The sequence below is a fragment of the Colwellia sp. genome (assembly GCF_013214175.1).
GTDB lineage: Bacteria > Pseudomonadota > Gammaproteobacteria > Enterobacterales > Alteromonadaceae > Colwellia.
This window is the reverse complement of sequence record NZ_JABSPA010000002.1, coordinates 1,058,040-1,080,018: the sequence shown is the minus strand read 5'-3', so window position 1 is coordinate 1,080,018 and position 21,979 is coordinate 1,058,040. Positions and strand designations below refer to the sequence as shown.

Here is a 21,979-nt window from a genome sequence, read left to right as displayed (position 1 = left end):
CTTTGCTTCACTTTATTAATCACCTTATTAATCAACCAAACGGTTTTGCCAAATATCACTAATAGCAGCTTGCCCAGTGACGTTTTGTCTATTAATTAAATGCCCTGCACTTTCCATGGTTGCTTGATGCCCTAGCGCTCTCAGCTTTTGATACATATCGCCAAGCAGTTTCTGTTCGACTTTTTTAAGTAAAGCAAACTTGAGCAGTAATTTAAATATGCCTAAGTTATCACAAGCTAACATCAATTCAGGATATTGCTTGGCATGAGCGAGCACTAAAAACTGGGCAATGAATTCAATATCAACTAAACCGCCCTTGCCCTGCTTAATATCAAACTGTAATTCAGTGGAGTTATCTAGGTGACTGCGCATTTTTTCCCGCATACTAATAATTTCGCTTTTAAGCTCAGTTAGCTCTCTGGGTTTTGATAATACAGCTTGTCGAATAGCGATGAATTGCTGCTGCAGCTTATCATTACCGAAAATCATTCGGGCTCTTACTAAGGCTTGATGTTCCCAAGTCCAAGCATCTTCATCTTGATATTGGGCAAAAGTAGCTAGATGTACCACCAGCACTCCTGAGTTACCTGATGGCCTTAGGCGCATATCTAACTCATACAATATGCCACTATTCATACGAGTATTAAATAGATGCATAATGCGTTGTGCTAACTTCATATAAAACTGGCTTGCTGGTACCGACTTACTACCATCGGCCCTACCACTAGTCACTTCATCGGGCTCACTATGATGTACAAACACTAAATCTAAGTCTGAACTGTAACCAAGTTCAACGCCACCGGTTTTACCGTAAGCAATAACGCCAAAACCTTTTTCCTTGGCACCACCTAAACATGAATTTGGCACACCAAAGCGTTCATTAACATGCTGCCAAGCAAGGTTAATCACCTCAGATAATATCGCTTCGGCCAAAGCGGTTAAATGCTCACTAACTTTACCGACAGGTAATACATCAGCAATTTCAGCCGCAGCAATACGTAATTGCTGCGATTGTTTAAATTGACGTAGCGACTCCATTTGCGCTTCAAGATCTTCCTCTGGAATTCGCAGCATGCGCTCGCGTAACTCCACCGCATAAGTACAAAGCTGAGGCGGATTATGCAGTAATTCAGGATCAATAAGCTCATCAAGTAATATTGGGTATTTGGCAATATAATCAGCTACCCAGCTACTTGCTTGGCATAAATGAATAAGTTGCTTTAAGGCGCCATCATTTTCAAAGAGCAATTCTAGATAAGCGGTACGGGTGACTATTTTACTAAAAACTTGCAGTACCCGCGCTAATACCTGCCCGGCATCGACATTTTTTTGCAGTCGACATAAAAGCAATGGGATTAGTTTATCTAAAACCTGTCGGCCACGATTACCTAAACTGCGTTTACCAATATCTTCTCGAAAAGCACTTAATGTTTGCCAAACTTTTTCACTTTGCCAGCCGAGAGCCTCTTGATCCAACCAAGCAATAGACTCTTCATCACTCCAACGGCTATGCCAAAGTGTAACCCAATGCTCATCGGGTGCTTGATGATTAGGACTATCAAGACCAATAAGTAAATCGAATTCTTGATGCACCGCTTCCATATGTTTGGCTAGTAGAGATAGAAATTCAGGCCAACTGTCAATGGCAAGTACCGCGAGCAGTCGCTGTTGGTCAAGCTCATTATCCGGTAAGGTTTGTGTTTGTTTATCGGCAATGGCTTGAATAATATTTTCCACACGCCGTAAAAAGCGATAAGCATTTTCAAGTACTTGTTTGCTGGTGTCAGTAATCTCCCCTGACAACACTAATTTCGGTAACACTGTTAATAAACTGCGTTGCTGTAACTCCTTAACCCGTCCGCCGCGAATTAGTTGGAAAACTTGCACAATAAACTCAACTTCACGAATACCGCCCGCCCCTAGCTTAATATTATTGACTAGCTGCTTTCGGCGAACTTCTTGAGCAATCATCATTTTCATACGGCGTAAACTATCGATAACACTAAAATCGATATAGCGACGATAAACAAAGGGCCTGAGCATACTTGATAATTCTTGGTGATATTTAGACTGACCGATAACTCTAGCCTTTAGCATGGCGTATCGCTCCCAATCTCGCCCTTGCTCTTGGTAATAATCTTCCATGGCATTAAACGTTAATACCAGTGGACCACTGTCACCAAAAGGACGCAAACGCATATCAACGCGATAGACAAAACCATCACAGGTGATTTGGTGCAATGAGGCTATTAACTTTTGTGCCAACCGAGTAAAAAATTGTTGGTTATCTATGCTGCGACGACAACCCTGGGTTGCACCACATTCAGGATAAGTAAAAATAAGATCGATATCGGAAGAGAAATTTAGCTCTTTTCCGCCCAGCTTACCCATACCATAAACCAGTAAGATCTGCTGTTCGCCCTTTTCATTGGTAGGTATACCCCACTTCTGTCGACAAAAATCAGTCAGCCACTGCAAGCTCGCTAATATAAGCTCATCGGCCAAAGATGACAATCGCGCTAGTGAGGTATCTAAACTGATATTAAACACCATATCATCAAGGGCTATCCTGACCATTTGCTGTAAGCGAAAACGTCTGAGTATGCGATGTAATTGTGCTTCATCAACACAATCGGCTAATTGGGCAAGTAAAAGCTGCTTATAATCTGGTAAAACATCTTCGTTAGCCGTTTTAAAAATTTCTATTACCAACTCAGGTGCTTGTAAAGCACTAGAAAAAATATAGTCACTTATGGTTATAGCTTGTTTAAACGCGCTCAACTGCTCTTGGCTTAACTCAGCAGATACTTGAGAGTGTTGTTCAATAAAGTGTTGCCAACTTGTTGTTTGTTGTTGCTTTAAGAGCGGGGAAAAGGGTAAGGTCACAAGAATTCCTACATAAGCAGCGTTGCCTATAGACATAATATGTCGTTAATGGTATTAATTGACACTTGCCTATGATTTATCGCTAAATTTAATTAACTATTTCGATAACATAGCATTTTTGAGGAGATGATGGCAGAAATGCACTTACTAAAAACACCTTTTTTATTGCTCTTGATCACAATTACCAGCCTTAGCCTTTTTGGTTGTGGCGATCCCGTGAAAGCGCAAATCGAACAGCAACTACCTATCACTGAACAAAGAGTCGCTCAGTTAGGTGATGCCTTAAGCAATGGCCAAATTCGCAATGCTAATTTAATTAACCAATATGCTGATAAGGTTCAGGTTAATAAAGCCCACTTAACCCCATTGATTAACGAGTTTCGCAAAGATGCTTCTATCGATGGTCCTATGTATAAAGCGCTATTGGATAGGGTGAACACTGCCAAGAATCAACCACAAATGTTTGACTCTTCGCAGGCACTTTATAATGAATTACTTAATATTTACCAAGCGGCAGATCCGGTACTCTATTCTGACGCCTTAAGTGATCCGCTTAATGTTTTAGCGGACATGTCAGATGGCCAATTGCCGCGCATTAATTCATTATCAAAAGCACAAAGCCAGCGTGCCAATAATGCCCAAGACTTCGGTACTGGTGAGCAATTAATTGGCAATCCAAGTTATGGTAACTGGCAAACCGGTAGTAATGGTATGTCTTTTTGGGCTTGGTATGGCATGTATTCAATGATGGGCAACGTATTTGGTCGAACTACCTCTTATAATGATTGGGGTAGAAGCCGTAACTACAGCTATTACAATGATTACGGCAGAACACGCTACAGCTCTCCTGGACAATTAAAAAAACAAAACTCACTTGATACTCGCACGAAGAAATCATTTAGCCGCAGCGGGCAAAAATTTACCAGTCCCTACAGTAAAAATAGAACGGGATCATCGAGTTTATCTAGCCAAAGCAAAACCGCTCAAACAAGTGCCAACCGCTTTCGCACGAATGCGGTTAAGAAAAGTAGTTATGCCAGCAAGTCGAAAAGTAAAAACTCAAGCTTTAGAAATTCAAACACCAACACCTCACGCGGCTTTAGACGCGGGAAATAGTGAATAAGTCGTTAATATGAAAAGAATAGGAACAACAAAATTATGAACACATTCATCGAGCTCGTTGGTGTTAATCAAGATTTACTTATTTATTTAGCCATCGACGTTTCCATTGCCATCTTGTTATTAGGGGCTATGCGCTTCCTTTCTGGAATTAGCGCGAAAGTTAATAGTACTGAAGAGCTAGCAACAGAAGACAACTTCGCCTTTGGCATCAGTGTTGCTGGTAGTGTCTTAGCCTTAGGTATTGTCCTTACCGGTGCCATAACCGGAGAAGCCGCAAGTAGCTACGCTATGGAAGCCATTGGCATGTTGGCATACGGCGGCTATGGCTTAATATTAATAAAAGTGGGCCGTGTTATCCATGATAAAGTGGCGCTGCAGCATATAGATAAAAATGCATTAATTATTGAAAAAAATCTCACCATAGGCATTATTGATGCCGCTGGTGCGATAGCGACCGCCATTGTTATTCGCGCAGTATTACTCTGGGTTGATGGCTTAGACCTAAGCACATTCATTGCCATCACCAGCGGCTTTATTGTTGCACAAACCATGTTAGTTCTTGTCACCCGACTTAGAGAAAAACAATATGCGAAAAACAACCAAGAAGATTGTTTGCAAGAAGCACTAAGTAATGGCCAGCTTGCCCTAGCAATTCGCTATAGTGGCCAAGTGATCAGCACCGCATTAGCAGTAACTGCAGCCAGCCATTTCCTTATCTATAGCCCTGAAACCTTAGTAGTTAATTTAATAGGTTGGTTAGTGTTTGGCGTAGTAATGACTTTACTTGTCGCAATACTTACCGCAATAGCTAAACGCATTGTGCTTTGGGGTATTGATTTAGTTGAGGAAGTTGATCAACAACATAATATCGGTGTCGCCAGTATTGAAATGGCCACCAGTATTGCTATCGCTTTGATCTTAACCGCGCTGATGGCATAACAACATGATTGAATCACCATCAATTTTCTAGTGAAAGTTGATGGTGATTTGCCAAAATTAACGTAAACACTGCCCTAAACCTCCCTCTCCTCTGAAACTAAAACCAATATGTCACAAAACACTTTACCTCAAGACTCTTTACTCCAAAATAAGTCCCACCTGCTCGACGATACCTTACTTATTTTGACCATGGCCGTGTTAGCTGGTTGTGGCCTTATTTATGAGTATTTACTTTCTCATTACGCGGGCCGAGTGTTGGGTGTTATGGAAAGTACTATCTATACCATGATAGGTTTGATGATAGTGTCTATGGGGCTTGGTGCATTTGCAGCGCGTAAAGTCCGCTGCGCTTTTAATGGCTTTGTTTGGCTTGAACTCATTATTGCCTTACTCGGCAGCTCTGCCATTTTAATTATTGGCGGCTTAATTGCCATTACCCAGATATTCCCAGAGCTAATCTCCAACATGTTATCTCTGCCACCCGATATGAAACCCCAGGGTGGGCTTTTTAAACAATTGAGTTGGCTTGCTTTTAATAGCCCTTATTTCTTCGGTGCACTGCTGGGCTTTTTTATTGGTATGGAGATCCCACTAATTGCTCGTATTCGCGAGAATATCCATCAACAACATCTTGCCAATAACTTAGGCACAATTTACGGTGCAGACTATGTCGGTGCCGGTATTGGCGCTGCTATTTGGGTGATCTTTTTACTCAGTATAGATATCAGTAAGGCCGCAGCAATAACCGCTAGTTTAAACCTTATTGCCGGTGGTTTTTTCATTATGCGCTATTGGCAGCGACTGCATTGGCGCAAAACATTTGTCACTTTACATTGCCTATTAGCTTTGGTGATTATTTTAATGTTTAACTATGGTAATCAATGGCTCAATCAAATGAATAGTTTGCTCTACCTAGATAAGGTGGTGCATACCGACAAAACTCGCTATCAACAACTTACCTTTACTGAGCGCCATATGGGGCTTGACCAAGATAATATTATTAACTTTTACCTCAATGGTCGTTTACAGTTTTCTTCAATTGATGAACATATTTATCATGATTACCTGGTTGCCCCTGTCATGGCAGGCTCTGCACGGCATGATAATATATTAATTATTGGCGGCGGTGACGGTTTAGCCTTACGCGATGTATTAAAATATAACCCAAAAAGTGTCACGTTAATCGACTTAGATAGTGAGCTAATTAATATTTTTCAAAAGCCAAATGGACTAGTAAATCCGCGCTTAGCACGACAGATATTGCAGTTAAATGAACAAAGCTTGCAAGATGAACGAGTCACTATTTATCGTGCGGATGCTTTTATAACCATTAATGACTTGTTAAAAGATCGGCAGGTATTTGATGCCATCATTGTTGATTTACCCGACCCTAGTCACCCTGATCTAAATAAACTTTATTCGGTTAATTTTTACGCTCGGCTTAATTTATTACTTGCCGGCGATGGCTTAATCGCAATCCAATCAACCAGCCCTTATCATGCTAAAGACTCGTTTATTGCTATTGGTAAGACAGTGGCAGCGGCAAAGTTTGCCCATGTTGAGCAATATCACGACAATGTGCCCAGCTTTGGAGAGTGGGGTTGGACCATAGCTGCTAAGCGTGGTGCGAGCCCATTAACAAGATTAAACAAACTAAGCCAGTTGCCGGTAGCGCATCAATGGTTAAATTTGGCTATATTAAAAGCGGCTTTTATTTTCCCTAATAATTTCTACCAAGACAAAGCAGATATTGGCATTAATATATTAGGTAGTCATACCATTTATCAGTTACATCAAAAGGCCTGGCAAGATCAACAAGGCTTGAATTAAGCTGAAATGCCCAAATTGTAATTAGGTAGTAATAAAACTTAGTAATACTAGACAGTAACAAATAGTTTATAAAAACATCTTGACATAATATGTCAAGGTGTTAAATTTAACTCAGACGACATAATATGTCATCTAACTTTTTCACTAAAGAAAGGAAGGATAGGAAATACATGAATATTCATACTATAGCCGATCACTTAAACAGCTTGGCAGATAATTCAGACACAGGAATGAGCTTTGATTGCCAACCAATATCTGGCGAAGTTGACGTCCTGCAAATTAGTATTTTAGGCCGTGAAGAATTACCCGTTTTTGTCTCGGTAACCGAAGACCAAATTATTTGCATTACCTACTTATGGGGCGTTGAAGAAGTAAAACCCGAAAGTATTAATACTATGCATGAAAGCATGTTGGAAATGAATATCCCTATGCCGTTATCATCATTTTCAAAAATTGGTGATAAATATGTAGTTTTTGGTGCTTTATCTATCAGCTCAAGCTTTCTTGATGTTGAACATGAGTTAGCGGTATTAAGTAATAATGCCGTAGAAGTTATAGATGATATGAGTGATTACTTACTTTAGTTACATAGCTAATTAAGAATCACCTTAAATTATCCCCTAATTAGAAAGAAGTGGAGTTAATAATGAGTATATTTAAAAAAATTATGACCGCAATTCGCGGCGGTGCATCAGAAGCTGGTGAAGCGATTATCGATGCCAATGCAACCCGTATTTTTGAACAAGAAATTCGTGATGCTGAAAATCACCTGACTAAAGCAAAACGTGACTTAACCGGCGTTATGGCTGAGCAAATGTCAGCTAAACGTGAAGTAGACCGCTTAACTCGCGAAGTTACTGAGCACGAAGGTTATGCAATGCAAGCACTTGAAAAAGGTGATGAGACTTTAGCCGTAGCTGTAGCTGAAAAAATTGCTAACTTAGAAACTACTTTAGCAGAGCAACAACAAGCTCACGATAGCTTTAGTGGTAACTCTGAGCGTCTAAAAGAATTAGTGAAGAAAAGTGAGCGCCAAGTCGCAGAGCACAAACGTCAGTTGTCTATGGTGAAAACCACTGAAAGCGTACAAAAAGCGACTTCAGCAATTACCGACAATTTTTCATCAAGTAACTCTAAGTTATTAAGTGCTAAAGATTCACTTGAGCGTATCAAAGCTAAGCAGCAGAAATTTGATGATAGAATGAAAGCTGCTGAACTACTTGAATCTGAAGACTCAGATAGCTCATTACAAGCACAATTAAAAGCAGCAGGTATTGGTTCACAAGATAATAGCGCTAATTCAGTATTAGAGCGTTTGAAAGCTAAGCAAAAATAGTATCAAGTGTCAGCCAGCTAATAACTTTTAGCTGGTAATGCGTTTAATGTTTTGCATAATAAACAATACCCAATGGGCACTATTATTTATCGCTACTTAATGAAGCTATAGATGAGTGCCCATTCTACGTTAGGTCATCAGATGAATTTTTTAAAAAAAATATTTAACAAATCAAATAATGAGCAGAGAAAGTTAACAGAAGTAAATCAACTACTCGTTGGCGATATTATTGTACTCACCGACAGCTTTGCTTTACCTGAGTCGTTACGTGGGCAAGACTTTCAAGTGAAAGCAGTAAATAGCTATGAATTTGAAAACAAGGTACAAACAGAATGGGCCCTTGTCGGCACTAATGCGCTAGAGATATTTTTATCGCTAGAAGTTGATGATATTACCGAGCTGAAACTTTCATTAAAGATTCAACATGAAGATGTCGAAACACTGTTTGACTTAGAGCGTTTTGCCGAAGTTTTTGATGAGCCCGGACAAGCTTTTCTGGAAAAAAAATCTGACTCAGCAATCACCGCTATGTGGAGTAGTGAGCAATATCAACAAAGTGTTTTTGCTAAGGTAGGATTTTTTCATCGTAAAGATCACCGCAGTGAAAATTTATCAGCGTATGAAGGCAAAGACAGCGGCGAGCAGTTCGAGTTATATAGCCTTTATAATGAAGAGCAAAGCAAAGGCGTTGATGTTGAAGTCTGGCAAGATGGTGATACCGAAGTGTGCTTAACTTTATTTAGGCCACTTAGTGATATCATTGATATGTACCCAGCAAGTTAATCGACAACTTCAGCAGAAGTTAATCTAAAAATTAAGCGGAAGTACTATGGCGAGAAAAATCCCCGAGAAATGGCAATCCTCAGTTAAAGCAATAAAAGCTGTGCAAGTTGCTTTTGATATGGATGAAAAAATCCAATTGTCTATCCGTAAGCAGGCGCTCGATGCTGGTTTAAGTCCATCTGATCAAATTCGTGACATCTTGGGTTTACCGATAAATAAAAGACCTAAACGTCCACGTTTAACTGTAAGTCTTGCCCCTAGTGATTACCAAATTCTCGCAGAAAAATATCAACTGCCAGCCGAAGATCAGCTCAGCATTAAAAAGAGACTGATGGATGATTTAGTCACGCATATTAACTTAGGCAATACCGACGAAAATAAATAGTGATTTCAATGTCTGAGATCAATAACTTACCTCAAGATGTAACTGCTTTGTTAAAGTTTTTTTTTGTGCCATACTGCAATGAACGGAATCTAATAATAACTTCACTTGGGATATCATTATGTTAAAACAAATCACCGCAATTTCTTTCGCCTTAACACTTTCGGCTTGCGCAAACACTGATGCACTTGATGCTAACATTAGCTCATTAAACAATAAGGTTGATGCCTTATCAGCCCAAGTTGCTGATTTAGAAGCTCAGCAAAAATCAATGGCAAGCGATACACAAGCAGCTAAAGATGCAGCAGAGCAAGCAGCAAGCGATGCTAAAGCCGCTAACGAGCGTATTGATAATGTTGTTGCTTCTTATAAGAAATAATAGTTAGCGTTGAGTTAACTCAACAAGTAAAAGACAACAAAAAAGCACCTCCTGGTGCTTTTTTGTTGTCCAGATTTTATTGTTTATTCGTCACTAAAATTACTGCTTACTTGGAGAGTTCAACCACTAAACCATGAGGTTTTTCAATAATAGGTAATAATTGCTGCCAGTACTCCCGATTGGTGCCGACAAATCGCTGCATTGCCTTGGTTACAATGACATTGCCTTTGCTTGATTCAAGATCGGTTAACGGCTGATGTATTTCTATTAATTGCTTGTCACCATTTTCATAGGACATTTTTACTGGTTGGTTAATCACTCTCACTTTAGTATTTAGTGGTACATGATCAAAAAGCCATTTTATATCATCATCATATAATCTTATACAGCCAGAGCTTGCCCGCATACCTATACCAAAGCGCTTATTCGAACCATGAATTAGGTATTCACTGGTGCCTAAACGTAAGGCATATTTACCAAAAGGATTATTAGGCCCGGCGGCAACTTCTTTAGCTAAATACTTGCCATGCTCAGCAAAGTAACGATCTTGCATCTCTTTGGTTGGCCGCCAAGTAGGATCCTTTCTCTTCTCACCAATAACAGTACTAGTTAACGGGGTTGATAGGCCCTGTCGCCCTATCCCGACAGGAAAAACATGGACTTTATTCCCATCAAGAGAAAAGTAGTATAAACGTAATTCTGGTAGATTTATCACTATGCCTTGACGAGTAATGAAGGGTAATAACATTTCGTTGGGAATAACGACTTCGGTACCAATTTGAAGTAAAAATGGGTCATGCTGTGGGTTCGCCGCAAGTAAAGCTAAAAAGCCAACATCATATTGCTCTGCCAGTTGCTGAAAATAATCACCCTTGACTACTATATGAACTTTAGGTTGACCAATCAGGCGCTTGTTAACACTACCTATATCATAAACGGTGGCCAGTAACGGCTGAGTAAATAACAGTAACAATTGCATTGAGATGTTTATAAAAATAGAGCGTGATCTTTTATTTTTTATCATAGCGGCTATTACCAGTAGGGTTTCATCGTTAAGGCTTTAGCTCTAGATTGATCTAGTGCGGTAATTAAATTGTCACTTTTATTGGTTAACCATTGCGCTAATTTCGGCTCTGATACTGGCAAATGTCGTAATTGTTGCTGTAATAAACTCAAAGACTGCAATTCACTAATACCTTGCTTAATATCAAGCCAAGGCATACTAAACCGCCTAACCATATCGCTCTCTGACCCAGAAACTAGGCCACCAAACCAACTTGTGGTTAATAGTGCGCGAATCAATAAGCTGTGTGCGGTTAAATATAATTCGCTAGATGATGCACTTGGTGTTTTTTGCAACTTAGCGAGTTCACAACTTAACGCCCTAGAGCTATGAGTTAAGTGCTTAGCAGCAAACTCAATTAATGACGATGAATTTTCAGTTTTATTTGTATCTGCACTATTTCTTTTAAGCAATAATGACAGTAAGTTTAATTGAAAATTATTAAAACGCTCACTATGCAATATCGCCAACACTTGCGACTCATTAGGGTAACGCTGTTGAGCCAACTGTAGCTTAGTTATCAACTCTTGTTTTACCAACGCGGCCTTTTGATTGCAGATTCGTTTACTCGTTAGCGCTTGAATATAGCGGGCATTATCCACCCAATGAATGGTGCGAATAAAGTAACTAAGTTCGCTGCGTAACTCTTGCTGCTCAGAGGGAGATTTGTTGGCCGGAAATAACTCTTTAAAGAGCCAAAAACCTTGCCTAAGTACCGCAAGCAATTCACTTATCTTAGCTAATTTAGACAATGACGGCACATCAACATAACTATCAACACTGAGCTGTAACTGAGTTATAGAATACTCTATGCCTTTATTAAAGGCGCTGTCTATGCTGCTATTTTTGGATAAATCTATCATTGTCAGTGCTATCGGCTCAACAAGTTCGTCATCATCAATAGCTATATTTTCAAGATTAGCACTAACGGCAATACTCTCATGATATAAGGCATAACCGCGAGCGGCTTTGGTTAACTGCCCAGGCCTTAAAGCTAATTGACTAAATAAAAGCTTAGTTAAGACAAATAACGCCTGAGTATCACCACTCACTAACTCTAACTCAATTTCATAAATACGTGGTTTATTACTATGTCCCTGACAAGCAACCTCACCACTATCAAAGGCAATTTCCACTTGCGCATTACTTAAAGTAACCAACCAGGTATGGCGGGTAAAGTTAGTAGAGAAGAGCTCAACAATCTCTTGTTGTAGTTGCTTAATATCCGTAGCTGGCCGCCAAATGGCTTCCGGAAACAGGGCCAGGATAGGTTTAGCATCATCAATATCGACATTGTATTCTGGTCTTTGGTGCAAACCGGCAATGACGGTGCCAGAAGTTTTGATGGTTTGCTCAAAACTTACACCTTGCTGTAGAGCCTGAGTGCCCCGAGTTCGTAATGCTATTCGTTGTTGGCGCAGTGACAAACTCTCGCTATCAAAATAGTGATTACTTAGCTGCTTAACCTGATGAACAAAAGTTAACTCTTGCTCGGTTAGTAACTGGCATATTTTCGCTTTAACTTGTTGTTCTGTCGCCATATCACGACATTCAAGCAGGGAATATTTTAATTCAATTTCGGTAACCATTATCTTCCAATTAGTATTTTAGCCATCACTTAATAATCATACCGTTAGTACATGAATATGCCAATAGAGAGTTACCGCTTAATTAACGCAAACTCATATAGAATGCAGGCTAGTCTACGAAAACATTACTAGATAACTAATTCTACTTACTGATAACTTACCAATAAAAAGCTAAATATGCTTAAGGTTTGAGCTGATTTTTACGCATAATGAAATCATTCTTAGCTTGCCATCAAAGCTGCAAACACATAATATCTTGTCTTCCTTGATTTAATTACTACATTGGTTTTTTATGAATAACGTTATTAACGTCATAGCATTTATTGCTATCACTTTATCTAGCTTGCTTTTTTCATCTGCTCAGGCTGCAGAAAACAATTACAAGCAGGGTTATATCTCTGATGAATTGTTCATATATATGCATGCAGGCCCAGGTACCAATTATAGAATTTTAGGCACAGTTATCGCAGGATCTGAAGTTAAAATTACCGGTTCACAAGACAATGGCTATAGTGAAATTATCGATGATAAGAATCGCGCCACTTGGGTGGAAAGTAAATATGTAACCACACAAGCCGGACTTCGCTTTATTGTCGCTGAGCTTAATGGAAAAATTGCTACTAACAGTAATTTTGCCAGCCAACTAGATGGTGAAGTGAATGGCCTGAATAACCAAGTAACATTATTAACTAATGATAAGAAAAAGTTAACGGCAGAACTGAAGCAGCTAACCACTACCTTGACAGAAACACGCACAAAAATTAAAGATCAAGATACCAACATCAAAAAGCAATGGTTCTTCAATGGCGCCTTGGTATTAGGTATAGGTTTGATTTTAGGTTTAATTTTACCTAGGTTCTTCACTCGCCGTAAAGGTTCAATGGAAAACTGGTCATAGTGTCGAAACTAATGCTTTAAAGGTATTATTTAATAATTAATACCTTAATGCTAAAAATAAAAAGCTCTTAGTGATTATCTCCCTAAGAGCTTTTTTTTGTCCACTAGCAGATTACCTGGCTAGGCTTATATATTGTTGAGCAATTTTACTTGCGGTTACCTTACCAAGAATATCTGCCTCGGCTAAATCAAGTTCACTCATTAGCACACGCTCAATTGCCAATGCCAGCGCCTTAGGATCTCGTCTAGGCACTAAATAATCACTTAACTGCCCTGTTAATATCTCATCCGGTCCATGTTGGCAATCGGTACTAACAACCTTAGTACCTACAGCAATGGCTTCTAATAATACCGTCGGTAGCCCTTCATAATCAGAGCTAAGTACTAAGGCTTGCGCTTGTTTTATCCAATTGTAAGCATTTTTTTGGAAGCCAGGTAAAATTAGGCGGTCCGCAATACCATATTTCTCTGCAAGCTTAAGTGCCTTTTCGGGCTTATTGCACAATAACACTAGCTTAATTTTTTGGCTAACTTGGGCAAATGCGGCAAATAAAATGTCATGACGCTTTTGTTTCGCTAATCGGCCAACATGGATAATGTAGGGTTCACTGGGTATGGCACTATTTGCTATTAATGACTTCTGCTTAATATCTTCAATATCAAAGGGATTATAAATAGTCATTATGTTTTTGGGGGAAATGACAGTTCCTTCAGATACTTCCTGCTCTATTCCTTTAGACACTGCAATTAAACGCTTGCCAGACAGGTTCTTTTTCGATTTAAGTAAGTACCAATAAGCTAAAGGGCCAAGTTTTTTCTGTCGCTGCAACTCTTCTTCAACACTGTTATGAACAATATAATTAACTGAGCGAATACGGCTTTTGGCGAGTAAGTTATTACTACGATCTAAATTAGATAACACTAAATCAGAAGGTTTACCTTGTTGCTGTTCAACGTCAGCAAACCAAGCTTCAAGTTTAGCAACACTGGCTTTTATTTGCCAAAACCGATCAACTTTTGAAGCCTTATGATCAAATAAATAACAGACTTTAATCCCTTCAGGAATAGCGTAATCACAACGATTACTTAATGATAGTATGGTGACAGTATGTCCTTGGGCAACCATTTCAGTGGCTAAACTGATCATTACGCGTTCAGCCCCGCCTCCCGTTAGCCCATCGATGACTATGGCAATATTTTTCATTTAATTATTATCCTGTACATTATTTTTTTTAGCTGTTTTTTGCTGAATACTGCTTTTCTGGGTACTGTTTTTCTGAACATCACTTTCATTACCAAGAAAAAATAACGCAGCGATATCACCGACAATCAAGGCTAATGCTTTTACTGGCGCAAGTTGTGCCATATTACTAATGAGCGTTTTAGCTTGCTGTTTTTCAATTAATCGCAGCGCCTGCTTTACTAAGCTATAGGGTGTTGCTTCAGCCGCAAGTACTAGTTGCTTATGCTGACATAGTTTTAAACGCGCGGGTTGATCTGGCGATACTGGCGCGGCCACACAAGGTTTATGTAAAGCAATACACTGCAATAAGGTATCACCGGCACTGATAACACAGCCTTGAGCGGTTGAGTTCAAGGCTATAAAATCTTTATTGCTAATACTTTTCACACAGGTGATATCACTATCATCAGGGAGCTCTTTAGGGTAGTTACCCCCAAATATAACTAGGCATTTTATTTTTGTTTTTCGATAAAAAATTTGCGCTGCTTGATAATAGATATCTGCGGCAAGTTCCCCCGCAACCAGATGTCCGCCAGAGCCGGCATTAAAAACAAAATAGTCATTTTTAATTAAATCAAACTGTTCAATAAGCTGGGTTTGGTATGAACTGCTACTCACTTCAAAAACAGGACCTATATTTTGAGGCGCTTTTTTATTAAAAAAGGCTAGCTTAGCTCGTTGCCAATAACTTATCGACTTTATACAAAAATCAGGCTGAACTACCCAGTGAATATCGGTATTGAATAAGCGGTTTAATTTTAAGCCCCTGCTACGCTTTTTATTATGCTGGGAGATAAAGGCAACTTTGGCGCCGACAGCTTTCGCTTGCTTAAACTGTTTAGCGCGACCCGAGGCATCAAAAACCACTAAATCAGGGCTAACCTTAGCAATAATTCCATTAACTCCTACTACATCTTTGGTCGGTGACCCCTGACAGGCATGAACTGTATAAGGACAGTCGTTAAAATAAGCTACTTGCTCATTTAAAATAAAATGGATGTTTATATCAGGCCATCGCAATTTCAGCGCCTTGGCAATAATCATCGAGCGCATGTATTCACCGATGCCGGAAGGTGAAGATACAGGAATAAATAATACGCAGTTAGGTTCCATTAAAGCATAAGACCGAAAGTTAAGAGGGGAAATAAAACTATGCATAATACCTGAAAATAGCGCATTGCTCTAATAGCTATCGCTGTTTTTTTTGTTACTTACTTTAAACAGTAGATGAGTTAACTAGCTAACACTGCTACAATTTACGCAATTTTTATTGTTGCAAATTTTTGATATCTTTAGGCGGCAATTTTTTAGTGTTTATTTATTATCAGTGTACCGCACTCTTTAGGATGTTTTAATGTTGTTAAAGTCTAGTTTGGCCATTTTATCTTTACTTTTTTTAAACTCAAGCTTTGCCGCACCTTGGGTAGAGCCAGATGATCTCGCTTTAAGAAATGATATTCAACTACTTGCTGATATCGGTCTAATTACCGCGCCAGTAACAACTTACCCGCTGATGTGGAATGCTATTAAGGATGACATTCTATCGGCTAACACCTCATTACTTAGTGATGAGCAAATTCAAGCCCTTAATCATGTCCGCTATAACTATAAATATGCGTCAAGTAATCAAAATACGACAAAAAAGAGTATTTACTTAGCCAGTAATCAAAATCGCTTTACCAGTTACGGTAACGACAATTTTGACCAAGGTAATGTAGAGCTCTCAGATGAATTTTTTGTTGGTAACCTAGCAGGTAAAATACAGATTAATTATCGAATGGGCCTAGATGACAACCCAGAGCTTAATCAAGGCAGTGATATGAACCTTGACGGCAGTTACCTGGCCTATAAGTTAGGTAATTGGGTATTAAGTGCCGGTGCAATTGAACGCTGGTGGGGCCCTGGCATTGATACTAATTTAATTATGACCACCAACTCAAGACCGTTACCAGCGATGAGTATCACTCGTGATAACTCTGATGCTTTTGAAACCCCTTGGCTAAGTTGGATTGGCCCCTGGACACTTACCGCACAAATGGCACAATTAGAAGAAAGTCGCGAAGTGCCTGATACTATGATGTGGAGTACTCGCGCCACTTTCCGCCCCCTTCGCGGTCTAGAAATTGGTGGTTCTTGGTCATTTCAGTGGGCCGGTGAAGGTCAGCCAAGCTCTATGAAAGATTTCTTCGACATACTTTTTGGTGGTCAAGACTGTGGCAAAGGCGATCCTAATTGTGATCCATCACTTAACAGTTATCTAGGTAATCACCTAGCTGGTTATGATTTTCGATGGTCTGATACACTGTATGACTTACCTTATGCCCTTTACTTTCAAACAATAGGTGAAGATGGCTCACCTAATGCGGGTTTAATTACCGATAAAGCCGATATGTATGGTATTGAAACCCGCTTCACGCTATTTAATCAGCGTATTATGGCCAACTTGGAGTTTACCGATACTCAAGTTGCTTGTACTGGTGGCGATCCGACACTAAATTGTTTTTATGAGCATAGTCTTTATGCGTCTGGTTATCGTTATTATCGTCGCACTATTGGTTCAACTTATGATAATGATGCAAAAACTCTAGTGGCAACATTTTTAATACAAACAACCGCTGGCAATAGCTGGCAGTTAAAGTTTAGAAAAGTACAGTTAAATACCGATAATGTTGACCGCTACCCTAATGATGTAAACCTAGGGAACCCTGTATCTTCGGTTGCTGAAGATGTATTACAGTTTGATGGTCAATATAAATTTATCGCTTTCGATTCTCGTTTTACTCTTGGCATGATAGTAACCAACTCAAAATTTTTAAATAATAAAAATAGCAGTTTAGCCACCGAACCAAGCTATGAAGACGGCACCGAGTTTGATGCATATGTAAAGTGGGAATATCGCTTTTAATATTTCAATAACTATTTATTCTTACTTATTTCCTCGCGACTTATACGAGTAAGTAAATAAGAATAAACGACTAATTTTAAAAATGAAACCTATGATATACTGCTAGGCTAAAAAATTATGATTAATCAAGATGCGAACTAGCTAATGATAACGACAACCACTCACGCTCCTCGCTGGTATAATACTTATGCCATTCACTTCTTCCGTCTTGTTATGACGCGAATTTTACCGGCTTCCTGGTTTAGAGAAGCATTGCCAGGAAAATCAGAGCGTACTACCGTTGATGGTTTTTTCCAGTTAGAAATTGTCAGTCATTGCTGGGGCTATTCAAACATGCTCACCTACCAATTAAGCTCTTTTGTTAATTACCCACCAACTAAGTGTGCACTTACCGTTACCGTTTTTTATGCCAAAGAAGATGTAAAAACCCAAGCAGTGTTGGACTTTTTCAAGCAAAAGAGTGTTGCTAATGTCACTTGGAACTTCCAAGAGATGTCAAAAGGTAAATTATTTAGACGCGGTATTGGCCGAAATATGGCGGCTCGCTCAAGTAAGGCAGACTGGTTATGGTATACCGATTGCGATATTATTTTTCATGAAAACTGTTTAGATTCATTAGCTGAGCAACTACAGGGCAAAAAAGAAAGCTTGTACTACCCTCAGCAAGAACGTACTACAGAAATGTTGGCGCAAGACGATCCTATGTTACGTCAAGATAGCGAGCCACAATTAGTCGATATTGATAGCGACGGCTTTAGCCTGCATTCTCGCGACAAAGCTAAAGGAGCTTTTCAAATTGTTCACGGTGATGTCGCTCGTGCTATCGGTTATTGTGAAAAGTTAAAAATGTTTCAAACAGAAGATGATCGCTGGCGTAAAACCTATGAAGATACAGCTTTCAAATGGTTAATCTCCAGTGAGGGTATCCCACTAGATATAGATGGTGTATTCCAAATCCGCCATGTGCAAAAAGGTCGCTACGCTAAAGACTCCAACATATCAAAAGTTCGTAGTAAAATTAGACGTTTACAAGAGTAGTACTGATGAGCCGTCGAATAATCGATTTAAGATCAGTTTAATGAATAACCTATACTTAAAAGTGTCAACTTTCATTGAAAAACTTATCTAATATAAAAGCTATATTAGATAAGTTTGAGAAAGACACCCTAGTTTATTGTTAATTATAGTACTGCTATTTCCCTTAAAAATACGACTACAAGGTATTCACTACTAGCAACGTTATCTCTATTTAGTTTTACTTAATGAAGCATATGACGACATAAGAAGTTTAATGATTTCTTGTCGCTTAAACTTCTGACCAGCTATTAATGTATTTTTATGTAGTGATTGCCAGAACTCTTTATTGTTTAACTGCTCTTCAACCTCTTTAGCAATAACTATTTTATTGTCTATGATATCAAAAACGATACCGCAGTTATTACTTTCAATAAACTCTGCTACTTCAGTAATATCTCTGTTAACGACCAAAGGTATACCTAAACTTAGTGATTCAGCTGCTTTGGTTGAAAAGAAGTTCATGGTTACCTTTAATTCAGACAGGTAACCACTTTTTGATGAACCTGGGATTAATGTAAATAAAGAGCCTGCTATCTTGTTGGGAACCTCTTTCCAAGGTTTATATTCTGCAGGATGTTGCCCTATATTTTTTATTTTTTTGTTTAATATGAAGGTAGTTGAATTATTAATTTTCAACTTGAAAAAATCTAACGCTAGTTCTATTTTTTCTGGTGCATACCAAGGACCGACAGAGCCGACATAGCCAAATGTTTGTTGCTTCCATATTGAATCGAATCGCTCAAATAAGTCTTCCTGTTTATCAATCACTTCAAAACCACAGTTTGGTAAATATGTTAATGTTAATGCCGGGGCTGTCATTTTAAAAATATTGATGCCACGTTGCGTTGTGGCAAAGGTGATATCAGACTGTATTATTAATTCTTTTTCCCACGCTTTATAATCTAAATAAAAGAACTTATTTTGACGTGATTTCATTGCTATTTCCTCAGGAAGGAAGCTGCGCATATCAAAAATGATATTTACTTTAATATTTGGAGCGATAGTTTTAATGGCCAATGCTTGAGCTGCGGCATAATAAGATCGGCAATGGAAAACAACGCGACTATAGGAGTTTAAGTCCTTGATTATCTTCTTTGCTGATTGATTTAAAAGATAATCTTTAAATATAAAAGAGGATAATTTGAATATTTTTATCCATGTTGAGTAAGTATGAATGGTCAAATTTTTCCACTGTATTACGCTACTTTTATTTTTTAAATTGTTTTTTAAAAACTCTTTTACCGGTAAAACAGATATAGCAAAAACATCATCAAACTCTGTATTTTTTTCTTTTATTAATCGAGCATTTTCATATTGCTGAGAATATACCAAAGACCCTGTTTTAGCTGATTCACCTACATTTAAATATATTAAAGCGCTTTTCATTTTGTCATTTCCTTTAGAACTTTACGGGCTTGAAATAAATAGTATTAACAGGTCGATATACTTAAATTTATTTGCTACTTCTATCTTTCAAATGCTTCCCGCTTATTAATGCACCTAAATATTGTTTATTAATTTGTTGTCGGTAAAAAGGGATACATAACAACACTAATAGTTGTGATACTTTGAACCACTTTCTAAAGCTGCTTTGATAATGATGGATTTTCAATCCTTTTGCGTTAGCCTTTTCAATTTTCCTAAATAACTTTACGGCTTTAGATTCAATATCATTTCGCGATACCGAATGAGAGAAGCCTTGAACAACGGTTATCTTGCTAGTTGGGATAGTGTGAGCAACCCGCCAACAAAATGTAGTGTCGACACCATAGATGTAAAATCGCTCATCAAAGGTATCCCCGTAATGAGATCGAATTTGTTGTGCTAATTGATCACTTATGATTAAGCCACTACCAATAGCTTCAACTTTATCAGCATTATTAAATTTTATAATTTCTGGCTGAGTATTAGTAAGTAATTTTTTTCTATTAATTTTAGGGCTACATGGTTTACCGCCACTTAAAATAATAGGGTAAGCAATAACCTCTGTTTGTAAGTATTTTAATTGATTGAGGTAATTGCTGGTAATACTTGAGTCATCGTCAAGAATGATATAATGCTTAGCGGGGTATTTTTGTATAAAGGCATTGTATATTTCGGCAAGAGAATGATTATTAACTGTTTCCTCAACAAACACATTAAAACCAAGCTTAGTTAGCTGCTCAGTATTATTATCTAACAGTGCTTTGGGTCCGTTATTCCAGATTATAATATTAGACTGTTCAAAAAGTATTTTTGCCGCTGCAATGCCTGCTAAAGTTTGGGAGTCTTTAATTTCACAGTTATACAAAACAACAATGATTGAAAGTTTATCCATGATATAACGGCTCTAGTTTTGGAGCAGGATAAGTTTTAGTGATTTTCATGATTTAATTTTAATCATTAGCAGAATTATCATATAATATCAGATATTTCTATTAGTAAAAATGTTTTGTTAATAGCTGAAACGGATTAAAATCACAGAGAAATAACAATTTAAGTTAGCTTGTCTTTATCTATAGAGAATATTCCTACAATCGAATAATTTAACGAGAAATAGAATGAAAAACTTTGCCCTGATTGGTGCTGCTGGTTATATCGCACCTCGCCATATGAAAGCTATTAAAGAAACAGGGAATAACCTTGTTGCCGCACTAGATAAGAATGATTCTGTTGGCATAATAGATAGTTTTTTTCCGGAAGCTGACTTTTTTACCGAATATGAACGATTTGATCGTCATATAGATTTGTTAAAACGTCAGGGAACTCAAATTGATTATGTGAGTATTGCCTCCCCTAACTACCTGCATGATTCACATATTCGCTTTGCCCTACGAAATAATGCTCATGCAATTTGTGAAAAGCCCTTAGTACTAAATCCTCATAACATTGAAGCGCTACAATGTGTGCAAGATGAGACAGGAAAACAGGTCTATAACATTCTACAACTACGGTTACATCAAAGTATTATAGAGCTCAAAGCTTTTGTTGAGTCAGAAGTGGCTAAAAACCCGAATAAAGTATTTGACGTTGATTTAACTTATTTAACCAGTCGAGGTCATTGGTATTTCACTTCATGGAAAGGCGATGATGCTAAGTCGGGTGGTATTGCCACTAACATCGGTGTTCATTTTTATGACATGTTGGGCTGGGTCTTTGGTGACTTAGTTAAAAACGAAGCGCATCTAAAACAGGCTGATGCTAATGCCGGTTATTTAGAGTTCAAGCATGCAAAAGTTCGCTGGTTCTTATCGGTCAATTATGACTATATCCCAGAAGAAGTTAAAGCCGCTGGTCAACGTACTTATCGTTCTATTACTGTCGATGGCAAAGAAGTTGAATTCTCAGGTGGCTTCACAGATCTGCACACTAAGAGTTATGAACATATTTTAAGTGGCCAGGGTTTCGGGTTACAAGAAGCTAGAAAAAGTATCGAAATAGTAAGCCAAATAAGAAAGCAAGATACAATAATTAATGTGAGTGATTCCCACCCATTTATCAAAAAAGTATAAAACTTTCGATTTAATTAGTAAGTATGCTGCTTAAATTATTCAGTTGCATACCTACTA

Annotated in this window: 19 protein-coding genes; 12 read left to right on the top strand and 7 right to left on the bottom strand. The window is 38.4% G+C overall.

Annotated features, from left to right (window positions below):
- Positions 1–27: 27 nt before the first annotated feature.
- Positions 28–2,922, bottom strand: a complete 2,895-nt coding sequence (gene glnE, locus HRT55_RS07625) for a bifunctional [glutamate--ammonia ligase]-adenylyl-L-tyrosine phosphorylase/[glutamate--ammonia-ligase] adenylyltransferase (RefSeq protein WP_291620108.1) — start codon at positions 2,920–2,922, stop codon at positions 28–30.
- A 93-nt stretch (positions 2,923–3,015) separates the two neighbouring features.
- Between glnE and HRT55_RS07620 the strand changes: the two genes are divergently transcribed.
- The 8 genes from HRT55_RS07620 to HRT55_RS07585 all read left to right on the top strand — a co-directional run bounded on the left by HRT55_RS07620 (position 3,016) and on the right by HRT55_RS07585 (position 9,657).
- Entirely contained in the window at positions 3,016–4,002 is a 987-nt protein-coding gene (locus HRT55_RS07620) for a hypothetical protein (protein WP_291620461.1), read from the top strand.
- Between the two features lie 42 nt (positions 4,003–4,044).
- A complete protein-coding gene (locus HRT55_RS07615; protein ID WP_291620107.1) occupies positions 4,045–4,947 on the top strand; it encodes a DUF350 domain-containing protein in 903 nt (300 codons plus the stop codon).
- A 108-nt stretch (positions 4,948–5,055) separates the two neighbouring features.
- Positions 5,056–6,777 (top strand): polyamine aminopropyltransferase, encoded by a 1,722-nt coding sequence (locus tag HRT55_RS07610; RefSeq protein ID WP_291620105.1) that lies wholly within the window; start codon positions 5,056–5,058, stop codon positions 6,775–6,777.
- A gap of 170 nt (positions 6,778–6,947) precedes the next feature.
- Positions 6,948–7,361: a DUF2170 family protein gene (locus HRT55_RS07605; RefSeq protein ID WP_291620103.1), complete on the top strand. Its 414-nt coding sequence runs from the start codon at positions 6,948–6,950 to the stop codon at positions 7,359–7,361.
- 62 nt (positions 7,362–7,423) lie between these two features.
- Positions 7,424–8,113 carry a PspA/IM30 family protein gene (locus HRT55_RS07600; RefSeq protein ID WP_291620101.1) on the top strand — a complete coding sequence of 230 codons (690 nt, stop codon included), beginning with the start codon at positions 7,424–7,426 and terminating at the stop codon, positions 8,111–8,113.
- Between the two features lie 141 nt (positions 8,114–8,254).
- Positions 8,255–8,896, top strand: a complete 642-nt coding sequence (locus HRT55_RS07595; protein ID WP_291620099.1) for a hypothetical protein — start codon at positions 8,255–8,257, stop codon at positions 8,894–8,896.
- Between the two features lie 46 nt (positions 8,897–8,942).
- The gene (locus HRT55_RS07590; RefSeq protein ID WP_291620097.1) at positions 8,943–9,281 is read left to right on the top strand and encodes a hypothetical protein; all 339 of its coding nucleotides are present in this window, start codon (positions 8,943–8,945) and stop codon (positions 9,279–9,281) included.
- Between the two features lie 118 nt (positions 9,282–9,399).
- A complete protein-coding gene (locus tag HRT55_RS07585; protein WP_291620095.1) occupies positions 9,400–9,657 on the top strand; it encodes an Lpp/OprI family alanine-zipper lipoprotein in 258 nt (85 codons plus the stop codon).
- 106 nt (positions 9,658–9,763) lie between these two features.
- Here HRT55_RS07585 and HRT55_RS07580 read toward each other — a convergent pair whose 3' ends face one another.
- Together HRT55_RS07580 and HRT55_RS07575 are read right to left on the bottom strand one after the other, a co-directional pair.
- Entirely contained in the window at positions 9,764–10,681 is a 918-nt protein-coding gene (locus tag HRT55_RS07580) for a L,D-transpeptidase family protein (protein WP_291620093.1), read from the bottom strand.
- A gap of 8 nt (positions 10,682–10,689) precedes the next feature.
- The gene (locus tag HRT55_RS07575) at positions 10,690–12,309 is read right to left on the bottom strand and encodes an inorganic triphosphatase (RefSeq protein WP_291620092.1); all 1,620 of its coding nucleotides are present in this window, start codon (positions 12,307–12,309) and stop codon (positions 10,690–10,692) included.
- 292 nt (positions 12,310–12,601) lie between these two features.
- Between HRT55_RS07575 and HRT55_RS07570 the strand changes: the two genes are divergently transcribed.
- Entirely contained in the window at positions 12,602–13,207 is a 606-nt protein-coding gene (locus HRT55_RS07570; RefSeq protein ID WP_291620091.1) for a TIGR04211 family SH3 domain-containing protein, read from the top strand.
- Positions 13,208–13,318: 111 nt separating this feature from the next.
- Here the strand turns inward: HRT55_RS07570 and HRT55_RS07565 are convergent, their stop codons facing one another.
- Positions 13,319–14,410, bottom strand: coding sequence for a glycosyltransferase (locus HRT55_RS07565; RefSeq protein ID WP_291620089.1), 1,092 nt, complete (start codon positions 14,408–14,410; stop codon positions 13,319–13,321).
- Positions 14,411–15,562 (bottom strand): glycosyltransferase family 1 protein, encoded by a 1,152-nt coding sequence (locus tag HRT55_RS07560; protein ID WP_291620087.1) that lies wholly within the window; start codon positions 15,560–15,562, stop codon positions 14,411–14,413.
- Between the two features lie 241 nt (positions 15,563–15,803).
- Here HRT55_RS07560 and HRT55_RS07555 point away from each other — a divergent pair, with 241 nt between their 5' ends.
- On the top strand, positions 15,804–17,354 hold the full coding sequence (locus tag HRT55_RS07555) for a capsule assembly Wzi family protein (protein ID WP_291620085.1): 1,551 nt from the start codon (positions 15,804–15,806) through the stop codon (positions 17,352–17,354).
- Between the two features lie 144 nt (positions 17,355–17,498).
- Positions 17,499–18,392, top strand: a complete 894-nt coding sequence (locus HRT55_RS07550; RefSeq protein ID WP_291620083.1) for a glycosyltransferase family 2 protein — start codon at positions 17,499–17,501, stop codon at positions 18,390–18,392.
- Positions 18,393–18,599: 207 nt separating this feature from the next.
- Here HRT55_RS07550 and HRT55_RS07545 read toward each other — a convergent pair whose 3' ends face one another.
- Positions 18,600–19,817: a hypothetical protein gene (locus HRT55_RS07545; RefSeq protein WP_291620081.1), complete on the bottom strand. Its 1,218-nt coding sequence runs from the start codon at positions 19,815–19,817 to the stop codon at positions 18,600–18,602.
- A 67-nt stretch (positions 19,818–19,884) separates the two neighbouring features.
- On the bottom strand, positions 19,885–20,748 hold the full coding sequence (locus HRT55_RS07540; RefSeq protein WP_291620079.1) for a hypothetical protein: 864 nt from the start codon (positions 20,746–20,748) through the stop codon (positions 19,885–19,887).
- Positions 20,749–20,971: 223 nt separating this feature from the next.
- Here HRT55_RS07540 and HRT55_RS07535 point away from each other — a divergent pair, with 223 nt between their 5' ends.
- Positions 20,972–21,922 carry a Gfo/Idh/MocA family oxidoreductase gene (locus HRT55_RS07535; protein WP_291620077.1) on the top strand — a complete coding sequence of 317 codons (951 nt, stop codon included), beginning with the start codon at positions 20,972–20,974 and terminating at the stop codon, positions 21,920–21,922.
- The last annotated feature ends 57 nt before the right edge of the window (positions 21,923–21,979 follow it).

Coding starts and splice junctions, on each gene's coding strand:
- HRT55_RS07580 (WP_291620093.1), bottom strand. CDS start 10,681: ATGATAAAAAATAAAAGATCACGCTCTATTTTTATAAACATCTCAATG.
- HRT55_RS07605 (WP_291620103.1), top strand. CDS start 6,948: ATGAATATTCATACTATAGCCGATCACTTAAACAGCTTGGCAGATAAT.
- HRT55_RS07545 (WP_291620081.1), bottom strand. CDS start 19,817: ATGAAAAGCGCTTTAATATATTTAAATGTAGGTGAATCAGCTAAAACA.
- HRT55_RS07550 (WP_291620083.1), top strand. CDS start 17,499: ATGATAACGACAACCACTCACGCTCCTCGCTGGTATAATACTTATGCC.
- HRT55_RS07535 (WP_291620077.1), top strand. CDS start 20,972: ATGAAAAACTTTGCCCTGATTGGTGCTGCTGGTTATATCGCACCTCGC.
- HRT55_RS07575 (WP_291620092.1), bottom strand. CDS start 12,309: ATGGTTACCGAAATTGAATTAAAATATTCCCTGCTTGAATGTCGTGAT.
- HRT55_RS07620 (WP_291620461.1), top strand. CDS start 3,016: ATGGCAGAAATGCACTTACTAAAAACACCTTTTTTATTGCTCTTGATC.
- HRT55_RS07590 (WP_291620097.1), top strand. CDS start 8,943: ATGGCGAGAAAAATCCCCGAGAAATGGCAATCCTCAGTTAAAGCAATA.
- HRT55_RS07565 (WP_291620089.1), bottom strand. CDS start 14,410: ATGAAAAATATTGCCATAGTCATCGATGGGCTAACGGGAGGCGGGGCT.
- HRT55_RS07610 (WP_291620105.1), top strand. CDS start 5,056: ATGTCACAAAACACTTTACCTCAAGACTCTTTACTCCAAAATAAGTCC.
- HRT55_RS07560 (WP_291620087.1), bottom strand. CDS start 15,562: ATGGAACCTAACTGCGTATTATTTATTCCTGTATCTTCACCTTCCGGC.
- HRT55_RS07555 (WP_291620085.1), top strand. CDS start 15,804: ATGTTGTTAAAGTCTAGTTTGGCCATTTTATCTTTACTTTTTTTAAAC.
- HRT55_RS07600 (WP_291620101.1), top strand. CDS start 7,424: ATGAGTATATTTAAAAAAATTATGACCGCAATTCGCGGCGGTGCATCA.
- HRT55_RS07570 (WP_291620091.1), top strand. CDS start 12,602: ATGAATAACGTTATTAACGTCATAGCATTTATTGCTATCACTTTATCT.
- HRT55_RS07540 (WP_291620079.1), bottom strand. CDS start 20,748: ATGGATAAACTTTCAATCATTGTTGTTTTGTATAACTGTGAAATTAAA.
- HRT55_RS07585 (WP_291620095.1), top strand. CDS start 9,400: ATGTTAAAACAAATCACCGCAATTTCTTTCGCCTTAACACTTTCGGCT.
- HRT55_RS07595 (WP_291620099.1), top strand. CDS start 8,255: ATGAATTTTTTAAAAAAAATATTTAACAAATCAAATAATGAGCAGAGA.
- glnE (WP_291620108.1), bottom strand. CDS start 2,922: ATGTCTATAGGCAACGCTGCTTATGTAGGAATTCTTGTGACCTTACCC.
- HRT55_RS07615 (WP_291620107.1), top strand. CDS start 4,045: ATGAACACATTCATCGAGCTCGTTGGTGTTAATCAAGATTTACTTATT.